Source organism: Streptomyces sp. Go-475, from assembly GCF_003330845.1.
In the GTDB taxonomy this organism is placed as follows: domain Bacteria; phylum Actinomycetota; class Actinomycetes; order Streptomycetales; family Streptomycetaceae; genus Streptomyces.
This window is the reverse complement of the sequence record NZ_CP026121.1, coordinates 6831002-6855281: the sequence shown is the minus strand read 5'-3', so window position 1 is coordinate 6855281 and position 24280 is coordinate 6831002. Positions and strand designations below refer to the sequence as shown.

Sequence of the window (24280 nt, the reverse complement as noted above, 5' to 3'; positions counted from 1 at the left end):
CGGCACCGGCGCGGAGGACGGAGGCGGACGATGGACGAGGCACGGGCGAGGGACGTACTGGCGGCGGCGGGGGTGCTGCCCGGCGCCGCCCGGGAGGCGCGGCTGCTCGCCCTGGGCGAGAACGCGGTGTTCGCCGCCGGTGACCTGGTCGTGAAGGTGGGCCGTGATGCCGAACTCCTCGACCGGGCGCGCCGCGAGCTGGACATCGCGGAGTGGCTCGCCGAGGCCGGGGTGCCGGCGGTGCGGGCGGCCGAGCCGAAGGCGCTGCTGGTGGACGGGCACCCGGTGACGGTCTGGCACCGGCTGCCGGAGGCCGTACGGCCCGCGGAGCCGCGGGATGTGGCCGAACTGCTACGGGTTGTGCACGCCACTCCTCTTCCCCCTTTCGCACTGCCGCCCCGCGATCTGCTGGGCGGTGTGGAGCGCTGGCTGCGGCTCGCGGGCGACGCGATCGACCCCGCGGACGCGGCGTATCTGCGCGCGCGGCGGGACGGGTTCGCCGCGCAGGCCGCCGCGCTGACGCCGCACCTGCCGCCGGGGCCGATCCACGGCGACGCGCTGCCGCGCAATGTGCACGTCGGGCCGGACGGACCGGTGCTGGTCGACCTGGAGACCGTCTCCTCGGACCTGCGTGAGCACGATCTGGTGGTGATGGCCCTCTCCCACGACCGGTACGGGCTGCCGGACGAGGCGTACGCGTCCTTCACCGAGGCCTACGGGTGGGACGTACGGGTGTGGGAGGGGTGCTCGGTGCTGCGCGGGGCGCGGGAGACGGCCAGTTGCGCGTGGGTGGCCCAGCACGCGCCGGGGAACCCGAAGGCGCTGGCCGAGTTCGAGCGGCGGGTGAAGTCCTTGCGGGACGGGGACGAGTCGGTGCGCTGGTATCCGTTCTGAGGGCCGGGAAGCCCGCCCCTAGCGGACCGGCTCGTCCGCCCACTCCCGCAGCGGCCAGGCTCCGTCGACCAGGGCCGTCGCGTCGCCCTTGCCGCGCAGGAAGCTCTGGAAGTCCGCCGCCCACTGCGCGTACCACTCGATCTGGCGGCGATGCAGGGCCGCCGGGCCGAGGGAGGCGATCTTGGGGTGGCGGTCGGCTATCGCGGAGGCCAGCCGGGCCGCCGCGAGGGCGTCGGCCATGGCGTCGTGGGCGGTTTCGAGGACCACGCCGTACTCGGCGCAGACCGCTTCGAGGTTGCGTTTGCCGCGCCGGTAGCGGTCGACCCAGCGGTCGATCGTGTACGGGTCGATGACCGGGGCGGGGTCCATGCCGCCCAGGCGGTCGCGCAGGGACAGCAGGTCGTACCTGCGCAGCTCGGCGGAGAGGAGGGTCAGGTCGAAGGCCGCGTTGTAGGCGACGACCGGTACGCCCGTCTTCCAGTAGGAGGTGAGGACGTCGGCGAGGGCGTCCGCCACCTGGTCGGCGGGCCTGCCCTCGGCCGCCGCCCGCTCGTTGCTGATGCCGTGCACCGCCACCGCGTCCTCGGGGATCGGCACCCCCGGGTCGGCCAGCCACTCCCGGCGCCCTATCGGCTTTCCGTCCCTGACCTCGATCACGGCGCCCGTGACGATGCGCGCCTCGCGCGGATCGGTGCCCGTCGTCTCCAGGTCGAAGCCGATCAGCAGCTCCCGGTGCCAGCCCATGGGCGGGCCCCCCTTCTTGTGGTGCGTTCCCCCAGTGGTCTCCACCCTCCCACGCACCACTGACAATCAGAGGATCGCGTTCCGCTTGACCGCGACGACGGCCCTGGAAGCACCGCCTGTCCGGGCACAGTTCACGACACCGGCCGCGAATCCGCCCACATCACCTCGAACTCCTCGCGATAGGTGGGAAAGAGTCCACTTTCGTCCACCTCGCCCGACTTGACCACCTTGCCGCCGTTGCGCAGGACGAACACCGGCGCCTCCATCCCGCGCGTCCGGCGCAGGTAGTTCTGCACGACCGCGATGCCGTCCGCCCCGTCGCCGTCGACCAGGTAGGCCGTGAAGCGGGGGGTCTCGTCGAAGACCTGGATCTCGAAGGCGCCCGGGTCGCGCAGCCGGGCCCGCACCCGGCGCATGTGCAGGATGTTCATCTCGACGGCACGGCTCAGCTCGCCGCGTTTGATGCCGAGTTCGCGCTCGCGCCGCTTGACCGCGCTGGAGGCCGGGTTGAGGAACAGCAGCCGCACCCGGCAGCCCGACTCGGCCAGCCGCACCAGGCGGCGGCCGGAGAAGTTCTGCACGAGCAGGTTGAGGCCGATGCCGATGGCGTCGAGGCGGCGCGCGCCGCCGAAGATGTCCTCGGCCGGGAACTGCCGCATCAGCCGCACCCGGTCCGGGTGGACGGCGACCACGTCGGCGTACCGGTCGCCCACCAGGTCCTCGACCGCGTCGACCGGCAGCCGCCGCGCGGACGGCACGTCACCGCCCGCGCCGAGCATCTCCAGCAGCCGGGCGGAGGCCCGCTCGGCCTGATTCAGCACGGCCTCGGACAGGGCCCGGTTGCGGGAGACCACGTTCCGGGTGACCTCCAGCTCGTCCAGGGCGAGTTCGACGTCTCGGCGGTCGTCGAAGTAGGGCTCGAAGCAGGGCCAGTGCTGCACCATCAGCTCGCGCAGCTGCGGCAGCGTGAGGAACGACAGGACGTTGTCGTCGGCCGGGTCGAGCAGATAGCCCTTGCGGCGGCTGACCTCGCGCACCGCGACCGCGCGCTGCACCCACTCCTGCCCGGCGGGTCCGGCGGCGGCCACCACCCAGTCGTCGCCGTGGACGGGTTCGTAGACGGGGCGCAGTACGGCCGCCACGACCGCGCGCAGCCGCTGCTCGACGAGGTTCAGCCAGATGTAGGCCCGGCCGGCCCGCTGCGCGCGGGTGCGCACCTCGCGCCAGGCGTCGGCGCCCCAGTCCAGTTCCGGACCGATCGAGCCCGACGCGTCCATCGGCCGTGCCAGGGACACGGCACCGGTCGGGACGTCTGTGGAGTTCCCCTCGTGACCCTCGTCACCAGGGGGCAGCTCCAGCCCTCCCGAGCCCACCCGCGCACCGCCTTCCGCTCCCCTGAGCACTCCCCTTGTCAACGATCAAGGAAGGGTACTCCGGGAGCGGTCGGCGGTGCAGCCGGATGGGCAGGGTCGATCTCAACGGCGCGGCTCCCAGTGGCCGTTCTGCCAGCCGAGCTCGGCCGGAGTGAGCGGATTCATAGCGGTGACGTCGCGCGGGGCGATGGAGAATCCCTGCCAGTGCACGGGCATGGGCTGCTGGTCCTCGTCCCTGGCTATGTGGTGGAAGCCGATGTTCATCCAGACCACGGGGTGCTTGAGGGCCTGTCCGTTCACCCACTTGTCGACGGAGGTGCCGGCTCCGCGCCCGCAGTCGCCGGGGTTGTGGCTGGCGAACAGCTCGCACTTGTCGTACTGCGTGACGTACAGGTCGTGCTTGGTGTAGCCGCGGCCCGGGTACTTGGTGGTCGGTCCGGGGACGATCTCGTAGGAGCGGGCGTGCCCGTCCTTGTTCTTGCCGGCCGCGCTGACCACGCGCCACCAGCGGTAGTTCCTGCTGTCCCCGGCGAGTTCCCTGGTGATCCTGGTGCGGGTGGTCTTCGTGGTGGGGGCCCGCTGCCCCCGGGTGGGCGCGGTGACGGTGGAGTCGTACTGCTCGACGGTGTTCTTCGTGGAGCCGTCCAGTGCGAAGTCCAGCCGCCAGAAGGCGTTGTGGCTGTGGCTGGTGGCCTTGGCCGTCGCGCCCTTGCCGATCGGCCAGCCGCGGCCGTCGCCGGCGTCGTAGTCGTCCCAGGACAGGCTGCCGGTGGCGCCGACGTTCATGGTGATCGCGCCGTCGTCCTGGAAGCGCCACTCGGTCATGTACTCGTACCAGCCGACCTGGTTCACGGTGTAGACGAGGAGGTCCTTGCCCGCGGCCTGGTAGACCTGGTTCGCGGTGTCGCCCTGCATGCGGTAGGCGTGGCCGCGGGAGCGGGTGGTGGTGCACAGGCCCTTGATCGTCGGGGTCCCGTTGACGGAGTCGGGGACCTTGACCGTCTTGATGGTGCCGCCGGGGCACTCGCCGGGGGCCAGGTTCATCAGGCCCTGGGCGAAGTCGAAGCCGGTGAGGTCGTCGTACTCGATGGTGCCGTCGTCGTAGGGGACGTGGATCTGGCCGAGCCGGGCGCTGTTGAGGATCTTGATCGGCCTGGGTTCGCCCTTGGGCTGGTAGGAGATGTCCTCCAGGACGAGGCCGGCCTTGCTGTCGTAGCGCCAGCACATCCGCCAGGTGGTGCCGGTGGAGAGCTTCTGTTCGATGCGGTGGGCGGCCCCGCAGTAGGCCGCGGCCGCCGCGGGGGCGGCCTGCGGCCGGGCGGTGGCCGGTCCGGCGGTGGCCGGTCCGGCGCCGGCCGTGGCGCCGGCGGCGAGCGCGGCCACGGTCAGGGCCACGGCCGCCCGGGTGCGGGTCTTGCTGGTGCTGTTCACGCGCATGGCGAGGTGACTCCCTGACAGGAGGAGCGAGCGAGGTGGACGGGTGAGCGCAGGGGGCCGGTCAGCCGAGGCGGGCGACCGTGCGGGCGCTCAGGTCGATCACCAGCGACCTGGCGTCGACCCACGGCCCGTTCTTGATCTTCGGGAACAGCCGCACGCAGCGGTGCTCGCCGCAGCGGTCGAGCACGGCGGGCTGGGCGCCCGGCGCGGCCCGGTAGACGGCGCCGCTGAGCCGCAACTGGTCCGGGGAGGTGAGCTCCTCGCCGGTGGCGTCCCGGTAGTCGGCCTTCAGATCCGTGCCCAGCGGGTCGGCGATCAGCAGGGCGGCCGCCTCGGCCTTCTCGGCACGGCTGAGGGGCGGCTGGACACCGCGCTGGGTGCCGGTCCGCACCACCTTGCCGGTGCCGAGGTCGACGGTCCGGGTGACGAGGGTGTCGTCCCGGTAGTCGTAGAACGTCACATCGGCGCGCCGGGGCGCGTCCGGGTCGCCGACCTCGTCGGCCTCCGGTTCGGCGAGGTCGACGCCGAGGCGCTGCGGGCCGCGGTCCCCGTCGACGCTCTCGCCGGCCTGGAAGAGCTGCCGGCTGAGGGCGATCTTCGCGGCCCGCTCCAGCTCGTCGTCGGTGAGCGGATCACGGCCCTCGCCCTTCTCCGATTCGGCCGGAGCCCGCTCGACGACCCCCGGGGCCACGGCCCGGCCAGGCGCGTCCTGCTGCCGGACGGACCGCGCCGCCCCGGTCCCCGTGTCGTCCGCCCCCGCCGTGCCCGGCAGGGTGATCCCGACCATCACGGCGGTCCCGGCCACCGCGATGGCCGTACCGGCCACCACCTTGCCCAGGTGGCGGTGCACTATGTTGCGCACAAATTCCCCCTGCTCCCCCAACAGCCCCGGGAGTACGTGTTTGCCCCACTGGTTCGGCATACCGCGTATGCACTGGTCACTCGGTAAGAGGGAGATAAGTCATAGGAGGTTCCCTCACTTTCGGGGAGACTCGGGGCCCAGGCGTCCCCACCGGCGCCGCACACCTGAAAGAGTCGTATCCATGCAGGTCTGGCCTGGCGAGGCGTATCCACTCGGTGCCACGTACGACGGCGCCGGTACCAACTTCGCGGTCTTCACGGAGGCCGCGGACCGAGTAGAGCTGTGTCTGCTGCACGACGACGGCTCGGAGACGGCGATCGAGCTCCGCGAGAGCGACGCGTTCGTCCGGCACGCGTACGTGCCGGGCATCATGCCCGGGCAGCGGTACGGGTTCCGGGTGCACGGCCCGTACGCACCGGAGCACGGGCTGCGGTGCAACTCCGCGAAGCTGCTGCTCGACCCGTACGCGCGTGCGATCAGCGGCTCGATCCACTGGGGCGAGGAGGTCTACGGCTACCACTTCGACGATCCCGGCCGGCGCAACGATCTCGACTCGGCGCCGCACACCATGACCTCGGTCGTGGTCAACCCCTACTTCGACTGGGGCGACGACCGGCGCCCGCGCACCGAGTACCACCACACGGTGATCTACGAGGCCCACGTCAAGGGCCTCACCATGCGCCACCCGGGGCTCCCGGAGGAGCTGCGGGGCACCTACGCGGCCCTCGCGCACCCGGCGATCATCGAGCACCTCACCGAGCTCGGGGTCACCGCCCTGGAGCTGATGCCCGTACACCAGTTCGTGAACGACCACCGCCTGGTCGACATGGGCCTGAACAACTACTGGGGCTACAACACCATCGGCTTCTTCGCCCCGCACAACGCCTACGCCTCCTGGGGCGACCGGGGCCAGCAGGTGCTGGAGTTCAAGTCGGCGGTGAAGGCGCTGCACGAGGCCGGGATCGAGGTGATCCTCGACGTGGTCTACAACCACACGGCCGAGGGCAACCACCTGGGCCCGACGCTGTCCTTCAAGGGCCTGGACAACCCGCGCTACTACCGGCTGACCGACGACCCCCGCTACTACATGGACACGACAGGGACCGGGAACTCCCTGCTCATGCGCTCCCCGCACGTGCTCCAGCTGATCATGGACTCGCTGCGGTACTGGGTCACGGACATGCACGTGGACGGGTTCCGCTTCGACCTGGCGGCGACGCTGGCCCGGCAGTTCCACGAGGTGGACCGGCTGTCGTCGTTCTTCGACCTGGTGCAGCAGGACCCGGTGGTCTCCCAGGTGAAGCTGATCGCCGAGCCGTGGGACGTGGGCGAGGGCGGCTACCAGGTGGGCAACTTCCCGCCGTTGTGGACCGAGTGGAACGGCAAGTACCGGGACACCGTGCGGGACCTGTGGCGGGGCGAGCAGCGCACCCTCGCGGAGTTCGCCTCGCGGCTGACCGGCTCCTCCGACCTGTACCAGGACGACGGGCGCCGCCCGCTGGCCTCCATCAACTTCGTGACCTGCCACGACGGCTTCACTCTGCACGACCTGGTCTCGTACAACGACAAGCACAACGAGGCCAACGGCGAGGACAACCGGGACGGCGAGAGCCACAACCGGTCCTGGAACTGCGGGGTCGAGGGCGAGACCGACGACCCGGACGTGCTGCGGCTGCGGGCCCGGCAGATGCGGAACTTCATCGCGACGCTGATGCTGTCCCAGGGCGTGCCCATGATCAGCCACGGCGACGAGTTCGCCCGCACCCAGCGCGGCAACAACAACGCCTACTGCCAGGACAACGAGCTGGCCTGGGTGGAGTGGCCGGAGGACGGCGAGGACGGCGAGGACGCCCGGGGGGCTCTGAGCCGGGAGCTGCTGGCCTTCACGCGCGCGATGGTGTGGCTGCGCAGGGACCACCCGGTCTTCCGCAGGCGGCGCTTCTTCCACGGGCGGCCCGTGGAGGGCACCCACGACGACCTGTCCGACATCGCCTGGTTCACCCCGGAGGGCCGGGAGATGACCCAGCGGGACTGGGACTCGGCGCAGGCCTCGGCGCTGACGGTGTTCCTCAACGGCAACGCGATCTCCGAGCCGGACGCGCGCGGGGAGCGCATCACCGACGACTCGTTCCTGCTGATGTTCAACGCCTCGCCCAAGCCGCTGGAGTTCGTGGTGCCGGTCGACCACGGGCGGCAGTGGGAGGTCGTGGTCGACACGGCGCTCCCGGAGGGCGTGCCGGCGGACACCGGCCCGAAGGTGCAGGCCGGGGACCGGCTGACCCTGGCGGACCGGAGCCTGACGGTGCTCCAGCGGCCCGTGTGACCACCTCCTCGTGAGCCGCCGCGTCGTCCGGAAAGAGCCACTCGTCCGGGCGACGCGCGGCGCACCTGGCACGGGGGATGACACGAACGGCGGCGGGGCGGGTACGTACGTTTCCATGACACCTGAGCGACCTGACCCGGTGGTGCCCACGGCCACGTACCGGCTGCAGCTGCAGCCCGAGTTCCCGTTCGGAGCAGCCGCGGCCGTCGTGCCGTACCTGGCCTCGCTCGGCGTCTCGCACCTGCACCTGTCCCCCGTCCTGGAGGCGGTGCCGGGCTCGACGCACGGCTACGACGTCGTCGACCACGCGCGCGTGCGCGAGGAGCTGGGCGGCGAGGAGGGGCTGCGGGCGCTGGCGCGCGCCGCGCGCGGGCACGGACTCGGGCTGGTGGTGGACATCGTCCCGAACCACATGGCCATGTCCCCGCGCCACAACCGGGCCCTGTGGGAGGTGCTGCGCGAGGGCCCGAAGTCGCCGTACGCGCGCTGGTTCGACATCGACTGGGAGGCCCAGGACGGCCAGGTGCTGGTGCCGGTCCTCGGCGGGCCGCTGGGCGAGGTGCTCGGCGACCTGCGCGTCGACGGTGACGTCCTGCGCTACCACGACCACGTGTTCCCGCTGCGCGAGGGCACCGAGGACCTGCCGCTGCCGCATCTGCTGGACGCGCAGTGGTACCGGCCCGTGTGGTGGCGGCTGGCCCGGACCGAGCTGAACTACCGGCGGTTCTTCAGCATCTCGGAGCTCATCGGGGTGCGGGTGGAGGACCCCGAGGTGTTCGAGGCCACCCACGACAAGATCCTCCAGCTGCTGCACGAGGGCGTGATCGACGGGCTGCGCATCGACCACCCCGACGGACTGGCCGACCCCGACGGCTACCTCACGCGGCTGCACGAGGCGACGGGGGGCCGCTGGACGGTCGTGGAGAAGATCCTGGCCGACGGCGAGCATCTGCCGGCCTCCTGGCCCGTCGCGGGCACCACCGGCTACGACGCCCTGCGGCACGTGGACGGGGTCTTCACCGACCCGGCCGGGTTCGGGGAGCTGCTGGGCCAGTACCGGCGCTTCGCGGCCCCCCAGACGGACCGGGGCGGGCAGTGGGAGGCGACGGTGCGGCGGGCGGCGTACAAGGTCCTCACGCACGAGCTGGCGACCGAGACCGACCGGCTGGTGCGGGTGGCGGCCCGGCTGTGCGCGACCTCGCCGGAACCGGCGCTGCGCGACCGCGCGCCCTGGGCGCTGCGCACCGCGCTCCAGGAGCTGCTGGTGCGCATGGAGGTCTACCGGCCCTACGAGTCCGTCGACGCGGCGGCCGTGGTCACCGAGGAGGCCGCTGCCGAGGCCCGGCTCGCCTTCGCCGTGCCCGAGGAGGCCGGCGCGGTGGACGTCGTACGGGACCTGGTGCTGGGGCGGTACGGCGACGGGCCCGCGCGGGTGGAGTTCCGGACGCGGTTCGCGCAGACGTCGTCGGCGCTGCGGGCGAAGTCCGTGGAGGACACGGCGTTCTACCGCTATGTGCCGCTGCTGTCGGCCACCGAGGTGGGCGGCAACCCGGGGAGCCCCGCCCTGTCGCCGGAGGAGTTCCACGCGTACTGCGCGCGCGTGCAGCGGGACTGGCCGGTGACCGGGACGGTGGCCTCGACGCACGACACCAAGCGCAGCGCGGACGTCCGGGCGGCGCTGCACGTGCTCACCGAGTGCCCGGACCGCTGGGCGGACGTGCTCGCCGAGGTGACGCGCACCGGCGAGGGCGTGCCGGACGCGCAACTGGCGTGGGCGGCCTGGCAGACGGTGTTCGGGCTCGGCCCGGCGTCCGGGTCCGCCGAGCGGGTACAGGGCGCGCTGCTGAAGCACGTGCGCGAGGCGGGCCTGTACACGAGCTGGACCGAGCAGGAGCCGTCGTACGAGGAGGCGGTGGCGCGGTTCGTGGCGGCCGGTCCGTGCGGGGCGCCGGGTGAGCGGATCGCCGCGTTCCGGGACTCCCTGGAGCCGCACGTCCGGGCCAACGTGCTGGGCACGGCCCTGGTGCAGCTGACGATGCCGGGGGTGCCGGACGTCTACCAGGGGACGGAGGCCGAGTACCGGGCGCTGGTCGACCCGGACAACCGGCGGGCGGTGGACTTCCCGCCCGAGGAGTCCGGGGGCGGCTCCGCGGAGAAGGCGGCGGTGACGCGGGCGGCGCTCGGGCTGCGGGCCCGGCGGCCGGACGCGTTCGGCGACACGGCGACCTACATGGCGCTGCCGGCGGAGGGCGCGGCGGCTCGGCACTGCCTGGCGTTCGCCCGGTCCGGGGAGGTGGTGACGGCCGTGACCCGCCTGTCGCTGCGGCTCGCCGAGGCGGGCGGCTGGCGGGACACCGTGCTGCCGCTGCCGCCGGGGCGCTGGGCGGACGTGCTGGAGCCGGGGCGGGAGTTCACGGGGCACGCGCGCGTGGCGGAGCTGTTCGCGGGTCTCCCCGTGGCGCTGCTGGAGAGGGCGGGGGACTGAGCTCAGGCGACCGCCGGGCCGTCCTGGGGGCAGTCCTCGTACTCCCTCAGGGGGACGGGAAGGCGCGGCCACGCCGAGCGCAGCAGGTCCACGAACGCCTCCGCCGCGCCCGTCGGGGGGACGCGCGAGAAGACCGTGAGCGTGCGCCGCCACGCCGGGTCGGGGGTGAGGACGACACCGCCCTCGCCGACCGCGTCCCGGACGAGGGGCGCGGGCGCGGCACAGACGCCGACGCCCGCCGCGGCCATCCGTACCGCCGTCGAGGTGTGCTCGGTGAACACGGTGGTGCGCGGGGTGAAACCGGCGCGGCCGCACGCCCAGTCGAGGAAGCGCTCGCCGTGGACGACCGGTTCCATGGCGCAGCGCACCCAGGGACGGTCGGCCAGCTCCGGCAGCGTCACCGTCGTACGGCCCGCGAAGCGGTCGTCGAAGGGCACCACGAGGACGATGTCCTCCTCGCCGACCGGTACGACGGTGCCCGGCCAGTCCGCGGGCGCCGGGCCGACGGCGAGGTCGGCGGTGCCGCGCTCGACCTGCTCCTCCAGCGCCTGCGAGGTGGCGTACTCGTGGAGGTGCAGCAGCACGCGCGGGTGGGCGGCGCGCCAGCGCGCGAAGACATCCGGGAGGACGCCGACGGCCACGGAGTGCACGGCGGCGACATGGAGTTCGCCGCCCTCCGCGCCGGCGGCGGCCCGGGCCGCGCGGCGGGCCTGGACGGCGCTGCGCACGGCCAGCTCGGCGTGCGGCCGGAAGGCGCGTCCCATCGGGGTCAGGCGCACGCCGCGCGGCATGCGCTCCAGGAGCGCGCCGCCGACCGACCGCTCCAGGGCCTTGATCTGGTGGGACAGCGCGGGCTGCGAGACGTGCAGGACCTCCGCCGCGCGGGTGAAGGACTCCTCCTGAAGGACCGTCAGGAAGTACTCCATCTGCCGCAGGCTCAAGGTCCCTCCCCCGAAAGCGCCCTCAAGGCCCCTCCCCCCATAAACGTCCTGCATCGGTTCCACAAGAACATTGCCTTGGACTCATGGCAAGGGCCGGGCGGAGGCTGTGGGCATGGACTCACCCGACGTCATCGTCATCGGCGGCGGCACCGGCGGTTACAGCACCGCCCTGCGCGCCGCGGCCCTCGGTCTGCAGGTCGTGCTCGTCGAGCGGGACAAGGTCGGCGGGACCTGTCTGCACCGCGGCTGCATCCCGAGCAAGGCGATGCTGCACGCGGCCGAACTCGTCGACGGCATCGCCGAGGCGCGCGAACGCTGGGGCGTGAAGGCGACGCTGGAGGCCGTGGACTGGCCGGCGGTGGTGGCCACCCGGGACGACATCGTGGCCCGCAACCACCGGGGGGTGGAGGCGCATCTCGGGCACGCGGGCGTGCGGGTGATCGCGGGGAGCGCCCGGCTGACGGGGCCGCGGTCCGTGCGCGTGGCGGGCGCGCGCGGCGAACCCGGCGTGCAGGACCTCTCCGCGCGCCGCGGGCTGGTGCTCGCGACCGGCTCACGACCGCGCACGCTCCCGGGGCTCGAACCGGACGGCCGGCGCGTGGTGACAAGCGACGACGCCCTCTTCGCGCCCGGGCTCCCGGCGTCCGTGCTGGTGCTCGGCGGGGGCGCGATCGGCGTGGAGTACGCCTCCTTCCACCGCTCCCTGGGCGCCGAGGTCACCCTCGTGGAGGCCGCGGAGCGGATCGTGCCGCTGGAGGACGCCGAGGTGAGCCGTCATCTCACCCGGGGTCTGAAGAAGCGCGGCATCGACGTCCGGGCCGGTGCGCGGCTGCTGGACGCCGAGGTCCTCGACGACGGGGTGCGCGCGCGGGTGCGCACGGACCGGGGCGAGACGCTCACGGTCGCGGCCGAGCGGCTGCTGGTGGCGGTCGGCCGGGCCCCGGTCACCGACGGCCTGGACGTGGCCGCCGCGGGCCTCGCCACGGACGGGCGCGGTTTCGTCGTGCCGGCCGACTGGGACCGGCTGGAGACGGCCGTGCCCGGCGTCCACGTCGTGGGCGACCTGCTGCCGCCGCCGTCGCCCGGACTGGCCCACGCCTCGTTCGCGGAGGGGCTGCTGGTGGCCGAGACGCTGGCCGGTGTGCCGTCCGCTCCGGTGGACTACGCGGCGGTGCCCCGCGTCACGTACTCGTCGCCGCAGACCGCGGCCGTGGGGCTGACCGAGGCCGAGGCACGCGCGCGTGGGCACGAGGTGGTGACCAACAGCATGCCGCTGACCGCCGTGGCGAAGGGCATGGTGCACGGGCGGGGCGGCCTGGTGAAGGTCGTCGCCGAGGCCGGCGGACGCGTGCTGGGCGTACACCTGGTGGGCCCGCACGTGTCGGAGATGATCGCCGAGAGCCAGCTGGTCGTCGGCTGGGACGCGGAGCCGTCCGACGTGGCCCGGCACGTCCACCCGCACCCCACCCTGTCCGAGGCGGTCGGCGAGGCGTTCCTGACCCTGGCGGGACGGGGGCTGCACCAGCGGTAGTCGTCCCGTGCCGGTGGCGCGTCCGGTGCCGGTGGCACGTCCCGCGCCGCCCGGGCCGGTCACGCCGGTCGCGCCGCCCGGGCCAGTGCTTCCGGGCGCCCCCTGGAGCCTCCCCCGTCGCGCCCTTGACACCGCCCCATGGCCGTGGGGTACTGCGATTGCGAACTCGGGCGGATGTGACGGGGGTGAGTGTCCTGCCGGAGCTGCGCTACCCGACGGTGACCGAACTGGTCTCTGCTGCCCGGGCGTTGACCGCCCACCGCCCCGGTGTGTGCACCCTGCGGCAGGTGGGTTCCTCGCGGGCGGGCAGACCTCTGCACCTGCTGTCCGTGGGCCGGGCCCGCCGCGCGGTGCTGGTGGTCGCCGGCGCCCACGCCAACGAGCCGACCGGATCCTGCACCCTGCTCGCGGTCGCCCGGCGGGTGCTGGAGCAGCGGGAGCTGCGCGACGGCATCTCCTGGCACTTCCTGCTGTGCGCGGACCCGGACGGGGCGAGCCTGCATGTGACGCCGGCGCCGCGCAGCCTGTTCGACTACCACCTCGGCTTCTTCCGCCCCGCAGGCCCCGAGCAGCCGGAGTGGGCCCCCTCCGTGCTGCCGCCGGACCGGCTGCCGCCCGAGACCCGGGCCCTGACCGGCGTCATCGACGAGCTGCGCCCCTACCTCCAGGTGACCCTGCACGGCACGGACCTGGGCGGCAGCTGGGTGCAGCTGACGAAGGACGTGCCCGGGCTCGCCGAGCCGTTCGCCAAGTCCGCAGCCGAGCTGCACATCCCGGTGGAGACCGGCGCGTCGGACGCCGCGGGCTGGCCCGCGTCCGGGCCGGGCGTGCACGTGATGCCCGCGCCGGACGCCGGGCCGGCGTACCCGAGCCTGCCCGACGACGCGCGGCACAGCACCTGGTACCACGCCCACCGGTACGGCGGGCTGACCGCCGTGGTCGAGGTGCCGATGTGGGCGAGCGACCTGGTGGACGATCCGGCCCCGCATCCGGCTCCGGCGGCGGCGATCGGCCGGCTCGCGCGCCGGCTGCAGCGCGACGCGCTGGAGGTGACGCGCGTGCTCGACGGCGCGCTGCCCCGGCTGGCGGACCTGGACGGGCCGTTGCTGCGGGCCGCCCGGTGGGGGCTGGAGCTGGTGCCGGGGCTGGCCGCCGACCTGGTCCACACCCCGCCCGCCGACCGCACCCGGGCGTACGTGGGCAGCGTGGACGCGTTCGCGCGGCGGGTGCCGCTGCGGGCGGCGGCCATGCTGCGGCGGGCGCTGCGCGGGACCGACGACCGGGCGGCGGAACAGCTCGAGGAACTCGTCGCGATGTGGAGCGATGCTTTCGCGGAACGTTTCCGCGCCCGCTGGGTGCCCTTGCAGCACCAGGTCGAGCACCAGTCCCGCACGGTGGTCGCGGCGGCGCTGCACGCGCGCGAGGAGGCCGAGTAGGGAGAGCCGGCCGGAGGAAGCCGAGTAGCGAGGGCCTGCCGTAGGAAGCCGAGTAGACGGGCCCCGTCAGGGCGTCATCCCCGCCGCGTCGGCGCCGCCGCCCCGCACCCCCACCCCGGGCTCCGCCGGACCGGAGCCCGCGCGCGGGTGCCGTCCGGCCAGCTCGAACGCGGAGAGCACCACGCGCGCCTGGTACTCCGCCTGGCGGGCCACCGGGATCCAGCGCGCCCCGCAGCCGTCGCGGTAGTCGGCGCACCACTCGTCGATCAGCAGGTCCAGCTCCGGCAGGGCCCCGGCCGGGTCGCGCCCGGCGGCCCGCACGAGTTGGTGCAGCAGTCCCGCGGTGCGCAGCGCCAGCCGTCGCCCGGAGATGCGCAGGGCGGCCAGGTGGGCGCTGCTCAGGAGCGGCAGGGGGTGGGCCGCGCCGTCGCCGGTGTCCGGGTCCCAGGCGTCGGCGAGGCCGGGGCAGACCAGTAAATAGTCGTCGACCGGGGCGAGCAGGCGCGCCGCGTCGGGGACGCCGGCGAGGTGCGGCCGGATCCTGGTCAGCACCTGTCGCAGGAGGGCCGTGTCGCGGCGCAGGGCGCGGCTGACGGACCGCAGCACCGCGTCCCGGTCCGCGGGCGGGGAGCCGTCCGAGACGGCCGCCACGCCCCACATGGGCGCCTCGACGACCGCGGTGACGGTGCCGTGCCGGTGCGGGTGGAACCACGTCGACTCCACGGCGGCCTCCGTGATGGCCGCGGCCAGGCCGGCCCGGCGCGGCGGCGGGATCAGGTAGACGGCGGGTCCGAGGCCGGGCCAGTACAGGGCGTCGTAGGCGCCGAGTTCGCGGGGGATGCCGAGCCGGGCGGCGATGCGGGCCAGGCGCCGGTCGAGGCCGGGCAGGTCGTGGGTGAGCTCGACGAAGCCGCCGCCGACGTCGACGCCGTGCAGGGAGCACTGGAGGAACGGCCGCAGTTCGTCCTGGACGTCGAGGAGGGCACGGGTCTCCGGCAGGGCGGCGCCGGCCGCGCCGTCGGGCAGCCACTCGGGCTGTTCCAGGAAGCCGGGCCGGAAGAAGTTCCGGAAGTACCGGCCGAGCGTGTAGGGGCCGCTCAGCCAGCCCTCGTTGCGGCGCGAGCCGTCCGGGTCGAGGCACAGCAGCAGGTTCCAGGTGGCGTCGGCGGCCTCGGTGAGCCGCGGGTCGGCCAGGGCCCGCTCGGCCAGGCGCAGCACGGTGGCACCGCCCACGGGTTCGTTGGCGTGGGGGCCCGCGACGACGAGGGCCTGGCGGCTGCCGTGGCCGACGGAGAGCAGCCACAGCGGTGTGCCCGCGCGGGAGGTGCCGACCCGGCGCAGCCGGGCGTCACGGGGACGGCGGGCGACGAGGGCGGCGGCCCGGGCGCCCAGTTCGTCGACGGTCGGGTAGCGCGGGAGGGGCGGCAGGGCACACCTCCCCCATGCGATGCCGTCGGTTCACCAGGTGTAGCTGGCGTACGCACAGTCAGTCACGACTTCAGGGGTACGTCAACACCATGGAGGGCAAAGGCATTTGAGCCACGCCCCGGGCATCGACACCTGGTAATCCCCAGGCCAGGGCTGAGGTGGGGTTCACTTTCCGGTCAGTCGGCCGACAGCCGGAACACCATCCGCCCGAAGCCCACCTGGTCGCCCTCGCGGACGACGGCGGCGCCGACGACCCGCCGTCCGTTGACCGTCGTGCCGTTGGTGGAGCCGAGGTCCCGCAGGACCCACATGCCGCCCTGGTGGCGCAGTTCGGCGTGCACGCGGGAGACCGTCTCGTGGTTGAGGCGCAGTCCGCTGGCGGGGTCGCGGCCTATGCGCAGCGGGTGGCCGTGGGCGGGGTGGGGCAGCAGCAGTTTGGGCAGCTTCTCGGCCTGCCACGCCCTGCGCAGCCGTACGGTGAACCCGGAGACCGCCTCGACGGTGCCGAACACCACGCGGGAGAACCGGCTCTCCGTGGGCAGGTCGGCGGTGAGCACCGCCAGCTCGTCCGCGCGGCGGGCGGCGAGCGCCAGTTCCATGCGGCGGATGAACGTGTCGTGGGACAGGCGGCCCAGGGCGACGCCGTCGCGGAGCACCTGCAGCGCCCTGTCGCGCTCCGCGTCGGAGAGCCGCGCGGGGTACGTGTTGAACTCGAAGGACGACGTCACGCTCGTGATTGTCGGACAGCGCGGCCGGGCTGTCCAGGAAACGGGAAAACGCCCGCCACGCGCGCGTACCCGGCGAGACCCGCCGCAAATGGGTGGATGCGCCAGCGGATTGATCGCGTTTGACGCACCATGGACGGGCTACATCACGGTGAGCAGACGAAGGGGAACCGTCCGTGCAGTTCGAGGTGTGGGCACCGCAGGCCGGCCGAGTGACGCTCGAGTGCGACGGCGTCACGCGCGCGTTGGAGCGCGATCCGGAACGGGTGGGGTGGTGGCGGGGCGAGGCCGAGGCGCGCGACGGGTCCCGGTACGGTTTCGCGCTCGACGACGGTCCCGTGCTGCCCGATCCGCGTTCGCGCCGGCAGCCGGACGGCCCGGACGGGCTGAGCGCGGTCGTCGACCACGAGCGGTACGCCTGGCGCGCGGCGTGGCAGGGGCGGCCGCTGGCCGGGGCGGTGCTGTACGAGCTGCACGTGGGCACGTACACGTCCGAGGGCACCCTGGATGCGGCGGCCGAGCGGCTCGGCCATCTCGCCGAACTGGGAGTCACGCACGTGCAGCTGATGCCGCTGTGCCCCTTCCCGGGCACGCACGGCTGGGGCTACGAGGGCGTCTCGCTGTGGGCGGTGCACGAGCCGTACGGCGGGCCCGAGGCGCTGAAACGCTTCGTCGACCGGGCCCACGAACTCGGCCTGGGCGTGGTGCTCGACGTGGTGCACAACCACTTCGGCCCGTCCGGCAACTACCTGCCGGTCTTCGGCCCCTACCTCACGGACACGCACCACACGCCCTGGGGCGCCGCGGTCAACCTGGACGCGCCCGGCTCGGACGAGGTGCGCGCGTATCTGATCGGCAGCGCGCTGGCGTGGCTGCGGGACTACCGGCTCGACGGGCTGCGCCTGGACGCCGTGCACGCCCTGGTGGACACGCGCGCGCGCCACTTCCTGGAGGAGCTGTCGGCGGCCGTGGACGCCCTGGCCGGGGAGGTGGACCGGCCGCTGTTCCTGGTCGCCGAGTCGGATCTGAACGACCCGCGGCTCATCACCTCCCGCGCGGAGGGGGGCCTCGGGCTGCACGCGCAGTGGAACGACGACTTCCACCACGCCCTGCACACCACGCTGACGGGCGAGTCGCAGGGCTACTACGCCGACTTCGCGCGCGCTCCCCTCGCGGGGCTCGCCAAGACCCTCACCGGCGGCTACTTCCACGACGGCTCGTACTCGAGCTTCCGTCAGCGGCACCACGGACGCCCCCTGGACCGCACGCGCGTGGCCGGGCACCGGCTGCTCGGCTACAGCCAGACCCACGACCAGGTCGGCAACCGCGCCCAGGGGGACCGGCTTTCGGCCCTGGTCTCCCCGGGGCTGCTCGCCTGCGCGGCCACGCTGGTCCTGACGGCGCCGTTCACGCCGATGCTGTTCATGGGCGAGGAGTGGGCGGCGGGCACGCCCTGGCAGTTCTTCACCGACCACACCGACCCTGAGCTGGCGGACGCCGTACGGCGGGGCAGGCGGCGGGAGTTCGCCGCGCACGGCTGGAAGGAGGAGGACGTGCCCGACCCGCAGGACCCGGCGACCCGCGACCGCTCCTGCCTGGACTGGTCCGAGCCGGAACGCGAGCCCCACGCGCGCGTGCTGGCCTGGTACCGGCGGCTCCTCGCCCTGCGCCACGAGCAGGCCGACCTGACCGATCCCGACCTCGCCGACACCAAGGTGGCGTACGACGAGGAGCGCCGCTGGCTCGCCTTCCGGCGCGGGGACGTCCTCGTGGCGGTGAACCTGGCGCCGGAGCCGGCCGCGCTGTCGCTCGGCGTGCCCCGGGCGCGCGTGCTGGCCGCGTGGGAGCCCGTCGAGACGCCCGGGGACGACGGGGTGCTGCACCTGCCCGGGGAGTCGGGCGTGGTGCTCGTCCAGGACTGAGGCGTGTCACGGTGTTCCGCCGCCCGCACCGCTACAGGGCGTCGTCGGTGTCCCTCAGGTCCGTCACCCGTTCCAGCAGGATCGGCTCCCAGGCGCGGCGCAGCCGGGTCCGCTGCAGGGTGGCGTCCTTGCCGGTGGTGAGGGCCTCGGCGAGGTGGACGACGCTGTCGCAGCGGGCGAGCCACAGGCCGCGCAGGCAGGGGCGGGCGCCGTAGCCGGCGAGGGTGGCGGCGCGTACGGCGGCGGGTGAGCCGACGGCGAGGGCGAGGCCCGCGATGTCCTCGGCCGGGTCGCCGACGACCGCACGGGCCCAGCCGAGGACGCCGCGCACCCGCCCGTCGGCGCTGACCACGAGGTGGCCGCCCGTCAGGGCGTGGTGGGTGAGGACGGCCGAGCCGGGCTGGGCGGCGAGCTGCGCCGCGCCGGGCGGGGTGAGCTGGTGCAGTCGGGCGGCGTCGAACTCGTCGGCCTCGGCGAGGTGTTCGGCGGCGCGTGCGGCGGCCCGGCGCAGCGCCTCCAGGGACCGCGGCGCGACGCGCGGCACGCCGAGGGTCTCGGCCTGCCGTACCGGCACCTCGCGCAGGCCGGTGAGCAGTCCGGCGAGGTCGGCCTCGCCGAGGGCGGACACGTCGTGCTCCTCGCCCGAGCCGCCCGGCACCTTGGTGTCCAGGGTGTAGCTCAGCCCGGTGGCCCACTCGCCGTGCGCCACGCTGGCCGGCACGGCCACCGGGACGTGCGGGCGGACGAGGTCGCGCAGGCGCAGTTCGCGGCGCTGGCGTGCGGTGGCCTCGCGGTCGGGGGCGAGGCGCAGCACGTGGCGGGTGCCGACCCACCAGGTGGCGGGTTCGGCGCCCTCGGTGGCGGGCCGGACGTCGGGGCCGCCGCTCGTCGCGGTCTCCCCGCCGCCGGCGCCGCGCTTGCCGTTCCTGCCGTCCTTGCTGTCTTCGCCGTTCCTGCCGTCCTTGCCGTCCTTGCTGTCTTTGAGCAGGGAGCGGACCAGTCGGCGGACGGTGTCCTCGGTGGGTGTGGGTGCCTGGGTCATGGTCGCGCCGTTGCCGTTCGGGAGGCGTGGTGGGGACATCGGTGGCGTCACTCCACTATGACCAGCTCGCGGGTGGTGGTGTTCAGGCGCCGCCCGCCGTCCCCGGTGACGGTCACGATGTCCTCGATGCGTACGCCGAACCGGCCGGGCAGGTAGACGCCGGGTTCCACGGAGAAGCACATGCCGGGCACGAGGGGCCGTTCCTCGCCCTCGATCATGTACGGCGGCTCGTGGGTGGTGACGCCGATGCCGTGCCCGGTGCGGTGGATGAAGTACGCGCCGTACCCGGCGTCCGCGATGACAGCGCGGGCGGCCCGGTCGACGTCCTGGCAGGCGGCGCCCGGCCGCACGGCGCGGAAACCGGCCTCCTGGGCGGCGCGCACGATGTCGTGGACGCGGCGTTCCTCGTCGGTGGGTTCGCCGACGTGGACCGTGCGGGAGGTGTCGGAGCCGTAGCCGTCCTTCAGGCCGCCGAAGTCGAGGACGACCATGTCGCCGCGCTCGATGACGCGGTCGCCGGCCTCGTGGTGCGGGTTGGCGCCGTTCGGGCCCGAGGCGACGATGGTGAAGTCGACCTGCTCGTGGCCGTGCCGGCGCAGCAGCCGGTCGAGGTCCGCGGCCACCTCGGACTCCCGGCGGCCGGCGAAGGGGACGTTCTGGATCTCCTCGAAGGCCGCGTCGGCGGCGGCTCCCGCGGCCGTCATGAGCTCCAGCTCGGCCGCGTCCTTGACGGCGCGCAGCATGGGCAGGGCCTCGGTGAGCGAGGCGTACGAACTGCCGGGCAGGGCCTGCTGGAGGGCCAGCAGGTGCAGGGCCCAGGCGTTGTCGCTGATGCCGAACCGGCCGCGGGGGTCGAGGAGCGCGGCGGTCGCGGCGTAGGGGTCCTTGCCGTCGGTCCAGTCGCGCAGGGTCAGTGCGGGCGCCCCGGCCGCCTGCTGCGCGTCCGGCGCCTCAAGGGCGGGGACGACGAGGACGGGGTCCTGCCCGGCGGCGAGGACCAGCAGGGTGAGCCGCTCGGTGACCGCCGGGGGCGTGTAGCCGGTGAGCCACACCAGGTCGGGCCCGGGGGCCACCAGCAGGCCCGCGAGACCGGCCTCGGCGGCCGCCCGCGCGGCGCGCTCCAGGCGGGCCCGGTAGTCGTCGGCGGTGAAGGACGCGGCCGTGCTTCCGGTCATCCGGGCCTCCCAGGACGGACGAAGGGGCTACGGGCAGCATCCTGCCCGGCCGGAGGGGGCGGCGCGAGCCGTCTGCGGGGATCACCCCCGCCTCTCCACGGACGGAAGAGGATTGCCCGGACAGCAAGACTAATGCTTAGATTCCCTTCATCCATTAGATCCTCGCATCGAGAGGGCGTACGACCGTGCTCGTACTCGCACACATCAGCGATCTGCACCTCGACGGGAGCGCGCGGGCGACGGAACGCGCCGAGCGGGTGCGCGACCGGCTGTGGGAGCTGCCGGGACAGGTGGACGCGCTGCTGGTGACGGGCGACATCGCGGACCACGGCACGGAACCGGAGTACGAGGAGGCCGCCCGCGTCCTGGGGCTGCGCGAGGGCGACGCGCCGTTCCCGGTGCTCACCTGCCCGGGCAACCACGACAGCCGCGCGCCCTACCGCAAGGGGCTGCTGGGGCTGCCGGGGACCGAGGAGCCGGTCAACAGTGTGCAGGTCTTCGACGACGGTGCCGTGCTGATGTGCGACTCCAGCGTCCCCGGCCGCGACGACGGGGAGCTGGACGCGGCGACGTACGACTGGATCGAGACGACCCTCGACGAACTCGACGGCAGCCTTCCGGCCCTGCTCGCCTTCCACCACCCGCCGGTCGCGCTGCACCACCCCCTGCCCGACGCCTACCCGCTGCGGGACCCCGGCCGGCTGGCCGGGCTGCTGGAGCGCCGGCCCGAGATCGCCGGGCTGGTCACCGGCCACGGGCACACCCCCGCCGCCGGCTCGTTCGCGGGCCGGCCGCTGGTCGTCGGACCCGGTGTGACCTGGACGCTGCGGCTGCCCTGGGAGGGCGAGCAGGCCGCGGACCGGGAGGCGCCGCCCGGGCTGGCCTTCCACGTCCTGGACGACGCGGGGCGGCTCACGAGCCACTTCCGCGTGGTCACGTGACGACGGCGGGGACGACCGTCAGCTGCCGGTAGCCGCCGCTGCGGTGCCGCACCGTCAGCTTCACCTCCCGGCCCGGACGGGCCCGGGCGACGGCTCGCGCCAGGTCGGCGGCCGTGTCGATGCGGGTCGTGCCGAAGTTCAGCAGGACGTCGCCGCGCACCAGGCCCGCCTGCTGCGCCGGCCCGGGGACGTGCAGCCCGACCACCACGGCCCCGGGCTTGCGGGCGTCCATGACCTGCACGCCGAGGGTCACGGCGACGGGCCCGTGCCCGGGCGCGGCGGCGGACGGCGAGGGACGGGTGAGCGGGGGCCTGTGCCACCCGCGCGGATCGAGGACCGCCCCGTGGCCGGCCACCGTGGCGCCCATCGCTCCCAGGCCGATGCCGGAGAGCACCAGGACGGCGCCGGCGAACCCGGCGAGCAGCACGTTGAGCAGCCGCCGCCCGCGCCGCCGGGCGGCGTCCGGGCGGCGGCGAGGCGGTCCGGACCCGGCCGCCGACGACGACTCGGGCTCCTGGCCCGGCATCGGCTTGGGTCGCAGCGCGGTCTGTTCCATGGCTCGCCTCCGGGTGGTGCCGATCGCCTCCGGCGGATGCCGGAACGATCTCGGCAGGTGCTCTACCCGGCCCGTCGGCGGCCCACGAGCCACGAACGAGTGAGACTGCGCGGCCCCGGACGAGTGACCCCGGGCCGATCGCCCCAGGCCAGCACCTGGGCCGGCATCACGACCGGCTCGCCGCCGGGGGTTCCGTCCTGTCCCGTTCCAGGGCGATCCGAATGGAAAGCGCGGTCTCAGCCGAGCGCGGGCACGGGTACGGCCGGCGGGCGGTCCGGCAGGAAGCCGTGGGCGCGCCGGGACAGCCAGGCGTCCTTGTAGCGGTCGACCTCGCGGTGCCAGTTCAGGATGCCGGACAGCCAGTTCCGCAGGTCCGCCACGTAGGTCGCCATGGCGGCCCGCGCCTCCCGCGTGAGCTGGAAGTCGTCGTACAGGATGGGCAGTTCGTGCTCGACGACGTGCTCGAACTGCCGCATGCGCTGGCTCATCAGGTCGTGCACGATGCCGAGGCCGGTCGGGTAGTCGCAGCCGAAGAAGTTCTGCACGACGAGGATCGCGTTGTGGATCTCGCCCTCGAACTCGATCTCCTTCTGGTAGGAGAAGACGTCGTTGAGCAGGCACGCGAAGTCCATCGCGGCGTTCTCCAGCGACCGGACCGGGCCGCTGCGGTAGACCTCCGGCGGGATCGCCGGGCCGTGGCCCAGCCGGCACAGGCTCAGGGTGAGGTCGGAGCCGAAGGTGGCCCGGCGCATCTCCAGGTAGTCGACCGGATCGGGGATGCGGTTCTGGAGCTGGTTGGACAGCTCCCACACCCAGCTCTCGGTCATGACGTTGATGGCGTCCTTGAGGGTGCGCCGCGCCGCGGGCGTCATCTCCGCGGTGGTGCGCAGCCACAGGTCGATCAGGCTGCGCTCCATCGCGTTGACCGGGACCGGCGGCTCGGCACCGTCGACCGGCATGCAGTCGGACAGGCGGGCCGTGGTCAGCCGGGCGGCGGCCAGGTCGCGGCGGTGGCCGTAGACCAGCGGGTAGTAGTCGTCGCCGTAGGTGCCCCAGGCGAGCCACTGGGAGCTGAGGTCGAGGGCCTCGGGGGTGGCGTCCGGGTCGAGGCCCGCGGCGCAGAGCGGCAGGTCGTAGGCCCTGAGCTTGTCCGCGTCCCAGACGCCCTCGGCGAGGATGCCCATCCGGGTCACCCAGTCGGTCAGGTTCCGGCGGGAGTTGTCGAGGTGCGGGCTGAGCTCCAGCGGGAACGGCATGCGGATGTCGGGGATCCGCGACGGTCCCACCTTCTGGTACGGCACGTGCGTGTAGGAACGCAGCCGCTCGGCGCCGGCCGAGGCCAGCAGGGCGCGGACGTCGGTGCCCGAGGTGCCCATGCCGGTGAAGCCGGGCCAGGGGCCGCCCCCGCGCACGGCGTTCTCGTTCATGTAGCGGCTGGAGCGCAGATGCCATTCGTGGCCGCCGGACTGCCAGTCCTGCAGCCCCTTGGTGTACGCCGCCACGGCCGCGACCTCGTCCGGCCTCAGGCCCTTCTCCACGGCCAGTGCGGGCACTTCGGTGAACGCCGTGTGCTCGAACTGGTGGAGCCGGGAGGTGAGGACGTCGTTGACGATGTCGGCGGCCTCCTGGGTGGTGCAGCCGAAGAAGGTCTCCAGGACGAGCACGCCGTTGCTGTTCTCGCCCTCCTCCTCGACCTCGCGCTGGTAGGAGAACAGGTCGTTGCGCAGGTGCACGGCGTCGGAGAACGTCTCCATCAGCACCCTGAGCGGCCTGGATCCGGCGACGGCGGCGGGCACTTCGGCGGTCGCGTACTCCACGAGCCCCGCCGACCAGGGGGCGCCGCCGACCTTGCGGCGCATCTCGATGTACTCGACGGGGTTGGCGATCCGCCCCTCGTTGATGTTGGACAGCTCCCACATCGACTCGTTCAGCAGGTGCTCGGTGGCCACGGCGAAGCGGCGGCGCCAGTCCTCGGACATCGCGGGCACCGTACGCGCCCACAGGTCGGCGAGGCCCGCCTCGACCGGGTTCTCCGGTTCCGGTACGGGGGTCGCGAGGTCCAGCGGCATGAACAGGGGCAGCCGGTCCAGGTGGGCCTTTCCGGCGGCGCGGTCCTGGCTGCGCTTGTACATCTCCAGGAAGTGGTCGTCGAAGAAGAAGACCCACACGTACCAGTCGGTGATGAGGGAGAGGGCGGGGCCGTCGCAGTCGGGGTGGGTGTAGGCGCAGAGCAGGCCGTAGTCGTGCGCGTCGAGGTCGGCCTGCTCCCAGACGCCGGATCCCTCCAGCATGCCCATCTCGCGCGCCCACTCGGTCGAGTGCGCACGGGCCTCGTCGACATGGGGGTTCAGCCGCGCGGGGTGCGGCATGTAGAAGTGCGGGAGTTCGAACGGCTGCGTCATGGCCGGGGCCCTACCCGCCGCCCCGCGTCGGCATCCACGAGCCGGGACATGATCACACCATCG

At 73.8% G+C, this 24280-nt stretch carries 18 protein-coding genes; 7 read left to right on the top strand and 11 right to left on the bottom strand.

Annotation, left to right across the window (positions count from 1 at the left end):
* Nucleotides 1-30 precede the first annotated feature (30 nt).
* Complete coding sequence (locus tag C1703_RS31295; protein WP_114255977.1) at nucleotides 31-894, top strand: aminoglycoside phosphotransferase family protein; 864 nt, start codon at nucleotides 31-33, stop codon at nucleotides 892-894.
* A gap of 18 nt (nucleotides 895-912) precedes the next feature.
* Here C1703_RS31295 and C1703_RS31290 read toward each other — a convergent pair whose 3' ends face one another.
* The 4 genes from C1703_RS31290 to C1703_RS31275 all read right to left on the bottom strand — a co-directional run bounded on the left by C1703_RS31290 (nucleotide 913) and on the right by C1703_RS31275 (nucleotide 5310).
* A complete protein-coding gene (locus tag C1703_RS31290) occupies nucleotides 913-1638 on the bottom strand; it encodes a 3'-5' exonuclease (protein ID WP_114255976.1) in 726 nt (241 codons plus the stop codon).
* Nucleotides 1639-1769: 131 nt separating this feature from the next.
* Nucleotides 1770-3041 (bottom strand): SAV2148 family HEPN domain-containing protein, encoded by a 1272-nt coding sequence (locus C1703_RS31285; RefSeq protein ID WP_198678470.1) that lies wholly within the window; start codon nucleotides 3039-3041, stop codon nucleotides 1770-1772.
* Between the two features lie 72 nt (nucleotides 3042-3113).
* Nucleotides 3114-4448: a copper amine oxidase gene (locus C1703_RS31280; protein WP_114255974.1), complete on the bottom strand. Its 1335-nt coding sequence runs from the start codon at nucleotides 4446-4448 to the stop codon at nucleotides 3114-3116.
* Nucleotides 4449-4509: 61 nt separating this feature from the next.
* A complete protein-coding gene (locus C1703_RS31275; protein WP_114255973.1) occupies nucleotides 4510-5310 on the bottom strand; it encodes a Tat pathway signal sequence domain protein in 801 nt (266 codons plus the stop codon).
* 181 nt (nucleotides 5311-5491) lie between these two features.
* On the opposite strand from C1703_RS31275, the gene glgX reads away from it, so the two are divergent.
* Both glgX and treY read left to right on the top strand, forming a co-directional pair.
* The gene (glgX, locus tag C1703_RS31270) at nucleotides 5492-7633 is read left to right on the top strand and encodes a glycogen debranching protein GlgX (protein ID WP_114255972.1); all 2142 of its coding nucleotides are present in this window, start codon (nucleotides 5492-5494) and stop codon (nucleotides 7631-7633) included.
* Nucleotides 7634-7748: 115 nt separating this feature from the next.
* Nucleotides 7749-10118 carry a malto-oligosyltrehalose synthase gene (gene treY / locus C1703_RS31265; protein ID WP_114255971.1) on the top strand — a complete coding sequence of 790 codons (2370 nt, stop codon included), beginning with the start codon at nucleotides 7749-7751 and terminating at the stop codon, nucleotides 10116-10118.
* 2 nt (nucleotides 10119-10120) lie between these two features.
* On the opposite strand, the gene C1703_RS31260 is transcribed toward treY, so the two are convergent.
* Nucleotides 10121-11059, bottom strand: coding sequence for a LysR family transcriptional regulator (locus C1703_RS31260; protein ID WP_114255970.1), 939 nt, complete (start codon nucleotides 11057-11059; stop codon nucleotides 10121-10123).
* A 112-nt stretch (nucleotides 11060-11171) separates the two neighbouring features.
* Here C1703_RS31260 and lpdA point away from each other — a divergent pair, with 112 nt between their 5' ends.
* The gene (gene lpdA / locus C1703_RS31255) at nucleotides 11172-12590 is read left to right on the top strand and encodes a dihydrolipoyl dehydrogenase (protein ID WP_114255969.1); all 1419 of its coding nucleotides are present in this window, start codon (nucleotides 11172-11174) and stop codon (nucleotides 12588-12590) included.
* Between the two features lie 185 nt (nucleotides 12591-12775).
* Nucleotides 12776-14026, top strand: a complete 1251-nt coding sequence (locus C1703_RS31250; protein WP_114255968.1) for a M14 family zinc carboxypeptidase — start codon at nucleotides 12776-12778, stop codon at nucleotides 14024-14026.
* Between the two features lie 66 nt (nucleotides 14027-14092).
* Here the strand turns inward: C1703_RS31250 and C1703_RS31245 are convergent, their stop codons facing one another.
* Entirely contained in the window at nucleotides 14093-15454 is a 1362-nt protein-coding gene (locus C1703_RS31245; protein WP_198678469.1) for a M14 family zinc carboxypeptidase, read from the bottom strand.
* A gap of 176 nt (nucleotides 15455-15630) precedes the next feature.
* The gene (locus C1703_RS31240; protein WP_114255967.1) at nucleotides 15631-16182 is read right to left on the bottom strand and encodes a DUF1707 and FHA domain-containing protein; all 552 of its coding nucleotides are present in this window, start codon (nucleotides 16180-16182) and stop codon (nucleotides 15631-15633) included.
* 173 nt (nucleotides 16183-16355) lie between these two features.
* Here C1703_RS31240 and treZ point away from each other — a divergent pair, with 173 nt between their 5' ends.
* Entirely contained in the window at nucleotides 16356-18101 is a 1746-nt protein-coding gene (treZ, locus tag C1703_RS31235; protein WP_114255966.1) for a malto-oligosyltrehalose trehalohydrolase, read from the top strand.
* Between the two features lie 31 nt (nucleotides 18102-18132).
* Here treZ and C1703_RS31230 read toward each other — a convergent pair whose 3' ends face one another.
* Nucleotides 18133-19143 (bottom strand): aminoglycoside phosphotransferase family protein, encoded by a 1011-nt coding sequence (locus C1703_RS31230; RefSeq protein WP_114257677.1) that lies wholly within the window; start codon nucleotides 19141-19143, stop codon nucleotides 18133-18135.
* Between the two features lie 47 nt (nucleotides 19144-19190).
* Nucleotides 19191-20318, bottom strand: a complete 1128-nt coding sequence (locus tag C1703_RS31225) for an aminopeptidase P family protein (protein ID WP_114255965.1) — start codon at nucleotides 20316-20318, stop codon at nucleotides 19191-19193.
* A 185-nt stretch (nucleotides 20319-20503) separates the two neighbouring features.
* Between C1703_RS31225 and C1703_RS31220 the strand changes: the two genes are divergently transcribed.
* Complete coding sequence (locus C1703_RS31220; RefSeq protein WP_114255964.1) at nucleotides 20504-21259, top strand: phosphodiesterase; 756 nt, start codon at nucleotides 20504-20506, stop codon at nucleotides 21257-21259.
* Here C1703_RS31220 and C1703_RS31215 read toward each other — a convergent pair.
* A complete protein-coding gene (locus tag C1703_RS31215) occupies nucleotides 21252-21815 on the bottom strand; it encodes a PDZ domain-containing protein (RefSeq protein ID WP_114255963.1) in 564 nt (187 codons plus the stop codon). The two genes, C1703_RS31220 and C1703_RS31215, sit on opposite strands and share 8 nt — an antisense overlap.
* Nucleotides 21816-22051: 236 nt before the next feature.
* A complete protein-coding gene (cyc2, locus tag C1703_RS31210) occupies nucleotides 22052-24217 on the bottom strand; it encodes a germacradienol/geosmin synthase Cyc2 (RefSeq protein ID WP_114255962.1) in 2166 nt (721 codons plus the stop codon).
* Nucleotides 24218-24280: the final 63 nt, after the last annotated feature.

What these genes read in the sequence shown, in the direction of transcription:
- C1703_RS31295 (WP_114255977.1), top strand. Translation starts at nt 31, where the DNA reads ATGGACGAGGCACGGGCGAGGGACGTACTGGCGGCGGCGGGGGTGCTG.
- C1703_RS31290 (WP_114255976.1), bottom strand. Translation starts at nt 1,638, where the DNA reads ATGGGCTGGCACCGGGAGCTGCTGATCGGCTTCGACCTGGAGACGACG.
- C1703_RS31280 (WP_114255974.1), bottom strand. Translation starts at nt 4,448, where the DNA reads ATGCGCGTGAACAGCACCAGCAAGACCCGCACCCGGGCGGCCGTGGCC.
- glgX (WP_114255972.1), top strand. Translation starts at nt 5,492, where the DNA reads ATGCAGGTCTGGCCTGGCGAGGCGTATCCACTCGGTGCCACGTACGAC.
- treY (WP_114255971.1), top strand. Translation starts at nt 7,749, where the DNA reads ATGACACCTGAGCGACCTGACCCGGTGGTGCCCACGGCCACGTACCGG.
- lpdA (WP_114255969.1), top strand. Translation starts at nt 11,172, where the DNA reads ATGGACTCACCCGACGTCATCGTCATCGGCGGCGGCACCGGCGGTTAC.
- C1703_RS31230 (WP_114257677.1), bottom strand. Translation starts at nt 19,143, where the DNA reads ATGACCCAGGCACCCACACCCACCGAGGACACCGTCCGCCGACTGGTC.
- C1703_RS31225 (WP_114255965.1), bottom strand. Translation starts at nt 20,318, where the DNA reads ATGACCGGAAGCACGGCCGCGTCCTTCACCGCCGACGACTACCGGGCC.
- C1703_RS31215 (WP_114255963.1), bottom strand. Translation starts at nt 21,815, where the DNA reads ATGGAACAGACCGCGCTGCGACCCAAGCCGATGCCGGGCCAGGAGCCC.
- cyc2 (WP_114255962.1), bottom strand. Translation starts at nt 24,217, where the DNA reads ATGACGCAGCCGTTCGAACTCCCGCACTTCTACATGCCGCACCCCGCG.